Source organism: Vibrio sp. ZF 223 (genome assembly GCF_003050585.1).
Classification (GTDB): Bacteria; Pseudomonadota; Gammaproteobacteria; order Enterobacterales; family Vibrionaceae; genus Vibrio; species Vibrio crassostreae.
In genome coordinates, this window is the sequence record NZ_PIGB01000009.1 from 209,468 (window position 1) to 221,012 (window position 11,545).

Sequence of the window (11,545 nt, forward strand, 5' to 3'; positions counted from 1 at the left end):
AGAAAATAATTTACATTTTTTTAAACTGATACGTAATCGTTTGCCTTTAAATCCCTACAATGCTTGCTATGTTTCTGGAGAAATAAATGCAAAATAATACCCTATGGTTCAATGGCCTATCCATGGAAGATGTCGACAAAGTCGGCGGTAAGAACGCCTCACTGGGCGAGATGGTTTCTAACCTGTCCAATGCTGGTGTTTCTGTACCTAATGGTTTTGCTACCACTTCGTATGCGTTTAACGACTTTCTTGACTACAAAGGTCTTGATGAGCGCATCCACCAACTACTTGATGAACTTGATGTTGAAGACGTTGACGCACTGCGTAAGACAGGTGCAACGATTCGACAATGGGTTCTAGAAGCCCCCTTCCCAGAATCACTAGAGCAAGATATCCGTGAGAACTACCGTGAGCTAATTGAAGACAACGAAGAATTGTCTGTAGCTGTGCGTTCATCTGCAACTGCAGAAGACCTTCCAGATGCTTCATTCGCAGGCCAGCAAGAGACCTTCCTTAACGTAAAAGGTATCGATGCAGTACTCGAAGCAACCAAGCACGTTTACGCGTCGCTGTTTAACGACCGCGCGATCTCTTACCGTGTACACCAAGGCTTTGACCACCGTGGCATTTCATTGTCTGCGGGTATTCAACGCATGGTTCGCTCAGATAAAGCTTCTTCAGGTGTGATGTTCACCCTTGATACAGAGTCTGGCTTCGACCAAGTGGTATTCATCACCTCTTCTTGGGGTCTAGGCGAAATGGTTGTACAGGGCGCTGTGAACCCAGATGAGTTCTACGTTCATAAGCCAATGCTAGAAGCGGGTCACTACCCAATCGTTAAGAAGACGTTTGGTTCTAAACTGATCAAGATGATCTACTCAACCAATCAAGAGATCGGCAAGCAAGTTGATATCATCGACACAGACACTCAAGAGCGTAACGAGTTTTCTCTGAACGATGAAGAGATCAAAGAGCTAGCAAAACAAGCGATGATCATCGAGAAGCACTACCAACGTCCGATGGACATTGAGTGGGCGAAAGATGGTATCGACGGCAAGCTATATATTGTTCAAGCACGCCCAGAAACCGTATGTTCTCAAAGCGACCAAAACGTGATCGAGCGTTACGAACTGAACAACAAGGCCGATGTCTTGGTTGAAGGCCGTGCTATCGGTCAACGTATCGGTTCAGGCCCAGTTCGTTTGGTTGACTCTCTAGACCAAATGTCACTGGTTCAAGAAGGCGATGTACTGGTAACAGACATGACAGACCCAGATTGGGAACCTGTTATGAAGAAAGCGTCTGCGATTGTCACTAACCGTGGCGGCCGTACTTGTCACGCTGCAATCATCGCTCGTGAGCTTGGCATCCCAGCGATTGTTGGTTGTGGTACAGCAACAAGCAGCCTAAACGATGGCGATACCGTGACAGTGTCATGTTCAGAAGGCGAAACAGGCTACGTTTACAACGGCGAACTCGACTTTGAAATCAAACGTTCTGAGGTTGATGAGCTACCAATGCTGCCAACCAAAGTAATGATGAACGTGGGTAACCCAGATCGTGCCTTCGATTTCGCGCAAATTCCAAACGAAGGTGTTGGCCTTGCTCGTCTAGAATTCATCATCAACAAGATGATCGGTATTCACCCAAAAGCCCTATTGAACTTCGATGCACAAACTGACGAGCTAAAAGCAGAAATCAGCGAACGTATTCGCGGCTACAAAGATCCTATCGATTTCTACGTAAGCAAGCTAACGGAAGGCATCGCGACTATCGCTTCTGCATTCTGGCCTAAGCGTGTGATCGTACGTATGTCTGACTTCAAGTCGAACGAATACAGCAACCTTGTAGGCGGCAAAACGTTTGAACCACATGAAGAGAACCCAATGTTGGGCTTCCGTGGCGCATCTCGTTATATCTCGCCAGTATTCGAAGACTGTTTCGAGCTAGAAACTCAAGCGATCAAGCGTGTTCGTAACGAGATGGGTCTTAAGAACGTTGAAATTATGATTCCATTCGTTCGCACTCCAAGCGAAGCGGCATCGGTTATCGACATTCTGGCTAAGTTTGACCTACGCCGTGGCGACCAAGGTCTGAAAGTTATCATGATGTGTGAACTACCATCGAATGCAATTTTGGCTGAAGAGTTCTTGAAGTACTTCGATGGCTTCTCTATTGGTTCGAACGACATGACACAGCTGACGCTTGGCCTAGACCGAGATTCAGGTGACGTGGCACACCTCTTCGACGAGCGTAACCCTGCAGTGAAAGCGATGCTGAAAATGGCGATCGATGCAGCAACCAAAGCAGGTAAATACGTGGGTATTTGTGGCCAAGGCCCATCTGACCATGACGACCTAGCGGAATGGTTAATGGAACAAGGCATTAGCTCTGTTTCGTTGAACCCTGACACGGTTATCGATACATGGTTGAAACTGGGTAACGTAGCAAATAAATAAGTAACGCTTCTCGTGATACCTAAACGACAAAAGCCAGTCACGACGACTGGCTTTTTATTCTCCGAAAGCGAACAAAAATAATCTACCTATCACAACAAACATTGGTATCGAGCTGACCTTACGTTATGCTTTACGCAATTCTTCATTGAGATAATTGTCACCACGACAAACCTACCTTCAAGACCAATAAGACAGATATGAATTCGACTACCGCAACGCCCTCGCCTTCTCTTGGCCGACAACTCTATACAATGACATGGCCAATGTTGTTTGGGGTACTTTCCCTAATGAGCTTCCAGCTTGTAGATAGCGCCTTTATAGGTCAGCTAGGCGTACTGCCGCTCGCGGTTCAAGGCTTCACACTGCCAATACAGATGATCATCATAGGTATTCAGGTTGGGTTAGGCATCGCAACCACAGCAGTCATTGCAAGAGCCATTGGTGCCAATGAATTACGTTACGCGAAACAACTGGGCGGGCTAGTGATTGCAATGGGTAGCGTGAGTGTTGCGCTTTTTTCCGTCATCATTTATCTGCTTCGTGGACCCATCTTACAACTACTCGATGCGCCACCGACGGTTTTACCGATCATTGATTCTTACTGGATCTATTGGCTAGTCAGCTCTTGGACAGGTGCGCTGCTCTATTTTTACTACAGTGTGTGTCGAGCTAATGGTAATACCATGCTGCCCGGTTCAATGATGATCGCAACCAGTATCATCAACTTGATATTGGATCCAATCTTCATCTTTACTCTCGACATGGGCATCAATGGTGCAGCTATCGCGACCATCTTAGCTTTTGGTGCGGGCATCTTTATCGTGGCTCCCAAAGTGACCAAGAAACATTGGATGACGTTCGATTGGCACGATCTTGATATCGGCAAGAGTGTTCGATCAATTGGCAACATCATAGGGCCAGCGATGATCAGCCAACTACTGCCGCCAGTCTCTTCTATGTTAGCGACTAAGCTACTTGCTGGTTATGGCACCGCAGCCGTCGCAGCTTGGGCGTTGGGTTCTCGTTTTGAATTCTTCTCTATTGTGGCTGTGCTAGCACTGACGATGTCGATGCCACCTATGATTGGCCGCATGTTAGGGGAAAAGAACCTTGGGAACATACGTAGTCTTGTGAAGATTGCCGTTACCTTCGTGTTAGGTTTCCAATTGGTGATCGCACTGGTGACCTGGTTGTTCTCTGGCGGGTTGGCGAATCTCATGACTAGTGACAACGAAGTCTCAACGATTTTAAACTACCACCTACTGATCGTGCCTATTAGCTTAGGGCCTTTGGGTACCTGTATGCTTATGGTTTCTATCTCGAACGCTTTGGGCAAGTCTTACACCGCCTTGACGATATCTGCATTGCGTCTGTTCGCTTTCTTCTTACCTTGCTTGTGGGTTGGTTCGCAGCTCGCTGGCATTGAAGGCCTATTCTGGGGAGCTATGGTAGGTAATATACTTGCAGGCACCTGTGCATGGTTTATGTACCAGCGAGCTCTTGGGCAAGTCAAGGATAAGCTGGCCAAATAGGCAATTCACGAACTCATCAGTCAGCCATTTCCAACTAAACAAGCAGCTAATTTTAAGGCTGCTTTTTTGTACCTGAAACTTCAGTATATCTTCCATCCATTTAATGAATTTCACATCCCTTTAATTTCGAGAGTTTTTATAACTTGCCCTAGATCATTAAAACCTTCAAAAACGCAACCTTTGGTTTTAAATATGTAAACCTTGATGGGGTTTAAGAAATTAAACCACATCGAAGATGGTTTAGTGATCCTGTTCAAATTTCACTCTTAATTTTGGTTAAATTTCCGCTATTTGTTGGCGTTTTATACGCTTTTATCGGTTTACAGAAGTTTACTGCATCTTGCCTAAATACCACCAAAGGAGTAGATTTCAGTCATTGAGTTCAAAAATGTAAACCGAAATCATGAATGTAAAACAAGTTCGATTCACCGATGAAGACAGAGAATGTTTAAGCAATTACTTCCGCTTGGCGGACACGATTGCCGACTTGATTGGTCCCTACTGTGAGGTAGTTATTCACTCATTTGAAAGCTTAGAAAACTCTGTCGTGAAGATCGTCAATGGTCATCATACTGGTCGTGAAATCGGTTCACCTATTACCGATTTAGGTTTACGTATGTGGAGCACATTCGAAAAAACTGGCGAAGTTTCACCGAAGAGCTATTTCACCAACGCCGCTGATGGTTCCCTACTAAAATCGACCACCTGTGTACTAGCTGGTCCACAACAAAAGCCGATCGGTATGCTGTGTATCAACATGAACTTATCTTTCCCATTCCCAGAAATCGTCAAAACGCTCATGCCACAGTGCAATGTCCCTCAAACCATTGTCAGCGAGACATTCAGCAACAATGCGAACGACGTCATTCAACAAGCATTGAGCTCAGCCATTAACGAGGTTGACCAAGATGAGTCGGTTTCTTCCAAAGGTCGCAACAAAGCCATCATTCGTTGTTTGTTTGATAACGGAGTATTTGAGCTAAAAGAGACGACAACACAAGTATCAGAGCAACTTGGGATCAGCCGACAGGCGGTTTACAAGTTTATCCGTGAATTTAAATCAGAATAAAACCAATAATTTAGGAGTTACATCGTGAAACAGATCATTGCCACTGAACAAGCACCTGCAGCTATCGGCCCTTACTCACAAGGTACGTCTTACGGCGACATGGTTTATACATCAGGTCAATTACCTCTCGTTCCAGAAACGATGCAGTTTGTTGAGGGCGGCATCAAAGAGCAAGCTCGTCAGTCTCTAGAAAACTTAAAAGCGGTATTAGAAGCAAGTAATGCGGGACTGGACACCGTGCTGAAGACAACCTGCTTCCTGTCTGACATGGAAAACTTCGTTGCCTTTAACGAAGTGTACACAGAAGTGTTTGGTACAGAGAACGCACCTGCTCGCTCTTGTGTTGAAGCAGCACGACTACCAAAAGACGCACTGGTTGAAGTTGAAGCCATCGCATACAAAAAATAACCGATTTAGGTATTAATGGGTATCATAGGAGATTCTCATGAGCGTTTCATTTATCGCATTAAGCGTACTGTTCTTTGGGTTCTACGCACTGCTGTCGAACTTCAAAAAGCAAAAGAAAAGTTTTAACTTCCGCGTACTGAGTGCGCTTGCTGCTGGCTTACTGTTCGGTGGTGCAATTCAACTTGTTTTCGGTGTCGGTAACGTTGCAACATCTGGCTTTGCTGAACTAATTTCAGTGTTCGGTAAAGGCTACATCAAACTTCTACAAATGATCGTTATCCCACTTGTATTCGTGGCGATGATCTCTTCGATCATGAACGTTGAAGGCGGTGGTGCGCTATCTCGTATCGCACCAAAGATCATCGGTATTCTACTTTTCACTTGTGCAATCTCAGCAGCCGTTGGTATCGCAAGTATTTACCTATTTGGTATCGATGCGAACGCGCTAGTAAGCACTATCGGCACAAACAGTGCGATTGAAGCTCGCGGTGATTCGCTGGTAGCAACACAAGATGCAATGGCAAGCAGTGGTCTGTCTGGTATGGCTCTGTCTATCATTCCAACCAACATCTTTGACATGCTAACGGGTTCTCAACGTACTTCAACATTATCAACTGTATTGTTCGGTATGTTCCTTGGTTACTGTATCCTTCAAGTGAAGAACCGTAAGCCAGAGAAAGTGCAAAACTTCGTTGATTTCATCAACTCTGCAAAAGAAGTGGTTCTTTCAATGGTTCGTGAAATCCTGAAGCTAACGCCTTACGGTGTATTTGCTCTGATGACCACGTTCATGATGACCAACGACCTGTTCGCACTCGCTGAAATGGGCCGCTTCCTTCTAGCGAGCTACGTAGCAATCGGCGTAATGTTCGGCATCCACTTCGTGATGGTATCTATGTTCGGCCTTTCTCCAGCGAAGTTCATGAAGAAAATCTGGCCTGTATTAGTATTTGGCTTCGGTTCTCGTTCGAGCATGGCGGCTATCCCACTAAACGTTGAAACACAAACTCAACGCCTAGGTGTAGACGAAGAAACAGCAAACATGTCAGCGACTTTCGGTACCAGTATCGGTCAAAACGGCTGTGCGGGCATCTACCCAGCAATGCTCGCTATCATGGCGGCACAAGTAATGGGCATGCCTGTAGACTTAAGCTTCATCCTACAACTGATTGCTGTTATCGCGATTGCTTCATTCGGTATCGCGGGTGTTGGTGGCGGTGCAACGTTCGCTGCAGTAGCAGTACTGACCATCATGGGTCTAGACATCACAGTAGTAGCGATTCTCGTGTCTATCGAAGCGCTAATTGACATGGCTCGTACTGCGCTAAACATCTCTGGCTCTATGTTGTCTGGTGTTCTAACAGCGAAGAAGAATGGCTCACTGGATACTGAACAATACGACGCTGACGTTACAGCGACAGTATCAAAAGAAGCAGCAGTATAATTCTCAAACTTAATTAAGAGCACTCCACTTGAGTGCTCTTCTGTTTTTCCTGAGTTCAGGTTATTTAGGTAGTAAATATGAAAGTTGTTGTTATAGGCGGTAGCGCCGCTGGTATGAGTTTCGCAGCAAAATACAAACGTAATCAACCATCAGACGAAGTCATCGTTTTAGATAAGCGTAGCTACATATCTTTTGGAGCATGCGGTCTACCCTATTTTGCAGGTGGCATGTTTGATGACACAGAACGCATGATTTCTCGTACGCCAGAACAAGCGATTAAATCTGGCTTAGACGTTCGTGTTGAAACAGAGATGGTCGCACTAGACCGCATTGAAAAGCAGATTAAAGTCCGTCACCAAAACGTAGAGACCACTATCGATTACGATATGTTGGTGATTGCGACAGGCGCACGTCCGATCGTTCCATCATTCGGTGAATTCAATCCAGAGTACGTATACACACTCACAAGCATGGAAGATGGCTTAGCAGTAAAGGAAGCGCTTAAAGACGATAGCAAACAACGCGTGTGTGTCATCGGGGCAGGCTTTATCGGGCTGGAAGTCTTCGATGCGGCACATGGCTTAGATAAGCACGTGACGATCATCGAACGTGAACAGCACATCATGAGCCGTCAGTTCAGTCCAGAAATCATTGAAGTAGTCGAAGGTGCTATTCGGGAATCAAGTGCAGATCTTAAAACAGGTTGCAGCGTGTCAGCTATTCGTGATGCTGATCAAGGTGGTTACATCGTTGAAACCGATAACGGCAACGTCGAAGCTGATATCGTTATCCTATCACTCGGCTTCAAACCAAATACTGAAGCATTCGAACTACCAAAAGCTGCAAACGGCGCTCTGTTGGTGAATGAATATGGTGCCACTGAAGATGCTTACATCCATGCTGTCGGCGACTGTGCCGTTGTCCATCATATGGCACTAGGCAAACCTGTTTATGTTCCTCTAGCAACCACAGCCAACAAGCAAGCGCGCATGATGGCCGACAAGCTAGCAGGCAAAGATACTTATATGTCGGGCTTCTTGGGGTCATCTTGTTTGAAAGTGCTCGATTACGAACTGGCGTGTACCGGCATATCTGAACTTCTGGCGAAAGAACATAGCTTAGATGTGAAAGTATCAACGATTTCAGACAAGAACCAAACCGATTACTACCCAGGCCAAGAAGACATCAAGGTCAAACTGGTTTATCACCCGGATACTAAGGTTCTTCTAGGTGGTGAGATCGTAGGTAAGAAAGGAGCAGTTGGTCGCATCAATGCATTAGCAGTTGCTATCACCGCTAAGATGACCACCCAACAGCTTGGTTATATGGACTTCTGCTATGCGCCACCATTTGCGCGTACTTGGGATGCCCTGAACGTGGCTGGTAACGTCGCGAAGTAAACGAAATGACATAGAAGTACCGATAAACAAAAAGCAGAGCGATTACGCTCTGCTTTTGGATGGACTAAAACCTTAACGTTCATCTGATGGAAGAACAAAGTCGACATATAACGCAAAATTTCCGATTCCAGAAGCTTTAATACCACCCAAGTCTAAATCATTTGTCGAATAAATCATGGCAGAAACCCCCATGTTGCTTAGTTCTATCGCCTTCTGATACTCGCTCCCAAGCGAGCCAAGATTATCACCCCGATACGTCACAGCCTTAATTTTATTTAAATCAATCCACTCAAGAATCAATGGTGTATTTAGATCTATATTTAATGCGACATTATTAAAACCTAACTCTATTGCTTCATTATATTTATCTGTGCTGAATACTTCGATAATAGATTTATCTTTATCTATTATATACTTTGAAAGCAAGGCAAGATTTTTTATTTTATCCGTAACTAATACCACATCATTTTTATCTAGAATATCAATAGCTGTCGATATATTTAATGTTTTATATTGATCATAAATTATCTTTGATTCAAACTCTTTAGAACTAATAGACCCAGTATTATTAGAATTTGTCATTTCGTGAAAAGTCTTCCAATCATGAACAGCAACAATCCTTCCATCCGATGAGATAAGTAGATCTAACTCTATCATCTTGAATCCATGTTCAATTGATTGCTCCATCGCTTCTAACGAGTTTGTATATTTTAATCCGTTGATTCCCCCACCGGCATGTGCGATCAAACCACCAGAATTACCGATAATTTTAGGGATGTTATTATGTTCATTTGGGTATGCCTTTACATTGCCTCTCCATACATCAATGACTACACTCATCGAAGGGCCGATAACAAAAGCTACCCAAAAACATATGAGAACTAGACAAAATATTGATATTAAGACTCTGATTCCTTTGAGTATCATGACATTTTACCTGTTGAGAACTGGGGTTGATGATAATGTTTGGTTTACCCTATCAATATTGAGTTTAAACATATTATTTATAGCAACTATAATAGCATTTGTCGGTAATAGATTTGTATTTCTTCTTCTAACGGTAATAATGACTTTTGATTTCTACTTAAGATTAAACTCTCTAAGCTTAGACTTAGGTGTCTTAGGTTCGGTTTTAGAGTCTAATAGAGGTGAGGCACTTGAACATATACAAAGCATTAGCGTCATAACATATGTAAAAATTATTATATTTTCCATTCTACTTTTTTTATCATTTCACTTTACCTTAGGAAAGGTTGGTAAGTCATTTTCATTAATTATGTTGATATTATTTTCCAGCATATTAGTCACAAAATTTTATAGCTTACATGATAATAAAAAGACGACATACATCAATGAAGAATACTTAAAAACAATCCATCATGAAGTGTGGTTTAGTTTTTTAGGGTTAATTACAGTTATTAAACCTATTTCTTTATATTATGAGCTGTCTCTTCTCGAAGGGGGAAAATCCGTAATCTCTTCAAAATGGGAGAATGTTCATACAAACAAAGTATTAAAAGATATTTACATCGTAAATATTGGTGAATCTGTGATCAAAAATCACTACCCATCGTATAACGAAAAAAATGGAAATATAAAAGGAGCATCCATATTTAATGGTGTTATTTCCCCATCCGTTGTTACATATTTCTCAGTCCCTCGAATATTATCAAAGAGCCTAGATGTAAACAGGCATGATAAAAACTTAAATGTGATAGATCTTGCTAATGATGCTGGAATGAAAACTTATTGGATATCAAATCAAGCAAAGATCGGGCAATACGAGACACAGGTATCCGCAATCGCTAGTAGAGCACATTACCAATTTTATAAGAATACGTCTTATGATAAAGCTGAACCCGATAACATTCTCCTACCAGAAGTGATCAAAGCAATTCGTGAAGAGACTAAAAGGCCAAAAGTGATTTTCATCCACACTATGGGGTCTCATTATGATTTTTGTAAGAGATTTGATGAAGAAATTTCACTAAAACCCTCAGATAACAAGTACCTCATATGCTATTCAAAATCAGTGGCTTATGGCGTAGCTTTTATAGAAAGGCTTAGAGACTTACTCACGATCCATGATAAAACATATAAAATCATTTATTTTTCTGACCATGGCCTAACGTCTGTAAACGTTCCACCGTATCTAATTCACGGTACTGGCTCACATTTTACAAGGCAGGCAGTAGAAGTACCTTTCATAGCAATGAGTAATGACCCACAAGAAACGAAAATACATTCGGTCAAATACAATCTGAGAGACTTTTCAGACACATTTGCGCAATGGGTAGGAATATCTTCAGAACAGACAGAGCAACATAAAAGTATCTTCAATACCAAGTACATAGGAAAGGAGTACGACTCAGTGCTAACAAGTGAGTTTAAGATAAGAAAAATCGACTAAGCGAGTAGCTCTGTTACTAAAAAATCATGAATCATCAAAGGTTACGTAGTAAATATCGGCTTCCTAACATTAATCTGACTCTTATTTCGCTCTGTGTAAGCTGATATCAGTTAAATGTCACTTATATAAGACATTCATTGACCTTGTTGGCAACCAACCTAATAAGATGATTTAGGAGCTCTTATAGTATCGGTGAGTGAATAACTGAAAGTTCACTATTTGACTGGATATATAAAGGTTTGAAACGTTAAAACGAAAAAAAGCCCGCTGATTTCTCAGCGGGCTTTTCAATGGTGGTGGAGGGATAGGGATTTGAACCCTAGAACCGCTATTAACGGTTGCCGGTTTTCAAGACCGGTGCTTTCGACCACTCAGCCATCCCTCCAACAAATTGTCGTCAACAGATTTGTGCACTGTTGAGGTTGTTACTTGCTATGCAAATAACGAAGCTTTTTGTCTTCACTTTTAAAAAGTGAAAATAAATTTGGAGCCTGGCGATGTCCTACTCTCACATGGGGAAGCCCCACACTACCATCGGCGCTATTGTGTTTCACTTCTGAGTTCGGCATGGAATCAGGTGGGTCCACAATGCTATGGTCGCCAAGCAAATTTTGCTTTTACTTTCAGCTTTTAAAAAACTGAAGGAAAAATAATCTGGAAAGCTGTTTCTGTTCTATCAAACTCATTCAAGCGTTTGTACTTTGTTTCTGCTTTTAAAAAGCGGAGACAAATAGTTTTGAGTCCACAAAACCCCTTGGGTGTTGTATGGTTAAGCCTCACGGGCAATTAGTACAGGTTAGCTCAATGCCTCGCAGCACTTACA

8 protein-coding genes, 1 tRNA gene and 1 rRNA gene are annotated in these 11,545 nt (G+C 42.8%); 7 read left to right on the top strand and 3 right to left on the bottom strand.

The window, feature by feature from the left end; genetic code table 11:
• The first annotated feature begins 86 nt into the window (after nt 1-86).
• The 6 genes from ppsA to CWO13_RS17575 all read left to right on the top strand — a co-directional run bounded on the left by ppsA (nt 87) and on the right by CWO13_RS17575 (nt 8,312).
• Nucleotides 87-2,459 carry a phosphoenolpyruvate synthase gene (ppsA, locus tag CWO13_RS17550; RefSeq protein WP_107899079.1) on the top strand — a complete coding sequence of 791 codons (2,373 nt, stop codon included), beginning with the start codon at nt 87-89 and terminating at the stop codon, nt 2,457-2,459.
• 197 nt (nt 2,460-2,656) lie between these two features.
• The gene (locus CWO13_RS17555) at nt 2,657-3,991 is read left to right on the top strand and encodes an MATE family efflux transporter (RefSeq protein WP_108083290.1); all 1,335 of its coding nucleotides are present in this window, start codon (nt 2,657-2,659) and stop codon (nt 3,989-3,991) included.
• 403 nt (nt 3,992-4,394) lie between these two features.
• Complete coding sequence (locus CWO13_RS17560) at nt 4,395-5,060, top strand: helix-turn-helix transcriptional regulator (RefSeq protein WP_170960781.1); 666 nt, start codon at nt 4,395-4,397, stop codon at nt 5,058-5,060.
• Nucleotides 5,061-5,084: 24 nt separating this feature from the next.
• The gene (locus CWO13_RS17565) at nt 5,085-5,468 is read left to right on the top strand and encodes a RidA family protein (protein WP_017111552.1); all 384 of its coding nucleotides are present in this window, start codon (nt 5,085-5,087) and stop codon (nt 5,466-5,468) included.
• A 37-nt stretch (nt 5,469-5,505) separates the two neighbouring features.
• Nucleotides 5,506-6,912 (top strand): cation:dicarboxylate symporter family transporter, encoded by a 1,407-nt coding sequence (locus CWO13_RS17570; RefSeq protein WP_017102501.1) that lies wholly within the window; start codon nt 5,506-5,508, stop codon nt 6,910-6,912.
• Nucleotides 6,913-6,989: 77 nt separating this feature from the next.
• Nucleotides 6,990-8,312, top strand: coding sequence for a CoA-disulfide reductase (locus tag CWO13_RS17575; RefSeq protein ID WP_102478931.1), 1,323 nt, complete (start codon nt 6,990-6,992; stop codon nt 8,310-8,312).
• 72 nt (nt 8,313-8,384) lie between these two features.
• On the opposite strand, the gene CWO13_RS17580 is transcribed toward CWO13_RS17575, so the two are convergent.
• Nucleotides 8,385-9,239: a glycerophosphodiester phosphodiesterase family protein gene (locus CWO13_RS17580; protein ID WP_102460916.1), complete on the bottom strand. Its 855-nt coding sequence runs from the start codon at nt 9,237-9,239 to the stop codon at nt 8,385-8,387.
• Here CWO13_RS17580 and CWO13_RS17585 point away from each other — a divergent pair.
• Nucleotides 9,238-10,722 carry a sulfatase-like hydrolase/transferase gene (locus CWO13_RS17585; protein WP_198592492.1) on the top strand — a complete coding sequence of 495 codons (1,485 nt, stop codon included), beginning with the start codon at nt 9,238-9,240 and terminating at the stop codon, nt 10,720-10,722. The two genes, CWO13_RS17580 and CWO13_RS17585, sit on opposite strands and share 2 nt — an antisense overlap.
• A 294-nt stretch (nt 10,723-11,016) precedes the next feature.
• Here CWO13_RS17585 and CWO13_RS17590 read toward each other — a convergent pair.
• Nucleotides 11,017-11,107, bottom strand: a tRNA-Ser gene (locus tag CWO13_RS17590).
• A 104-nt stretch (nt 11,108-11,211) separates the two neighbouring features.
• Nucleotides 11,212-11,327: ribosomal RNA gene (rrf, locus tag CWO13_RS17595) — 5S ribosomal RNA — on the bottom strand.
• Nucleotides 11,328-11,545: the final 218 nt, after the last annotated feature.

Coding starts and splice junctions, on each gene's coding strand:
- CWO13_RS17555 (WP_108083290.1), top strand. CDS start 2,657: ATGAATTCGACTACCGCAACGCCCTCGCCTTCTCTTGGCCGACAACTC.
- CWO13_RS17575 (WP_102478931.1), top strand. CDS start 6,990: ATGAAAGTTGTTGTTATAGGCGGTAGCGCCGCTGGTATGAGTTTCGCA.
- CWO13_RS17585 (WP_198592492.1), top strand. CDS start 9,238: ATGACATTTTACCTGTTGAGAACTGGGGTTGATGATAATGTTTGGTTT.
- CWO13_RS17560 (WP_170960781.1), top strand. CDS start 4,395: ATGAATGTAAAACAAGTTCGATTCACCGATGAAGACAGAGAATGTTTA.
- CWO13_RS17570 (WP_017102501.1), top strand. CDS start 5,506: ATGAGCGTTTCATTTATCGCATTAAGCGTACTGTTCTTTGGGTTCTAC.
- ppsA (WP_107899079.1), top strand. CDS start 87: ATGCAAAATAATACCCTATGGTTCAATGGCCTATCCATGGAAGATGTC.
- CWO13_RS17580 (WP_102460916.1), bottom strand. CDS start 9,239: ATGATACTCAAAGGAATCAGAGTCTTAATATCAATATTTTGTCTAGTT.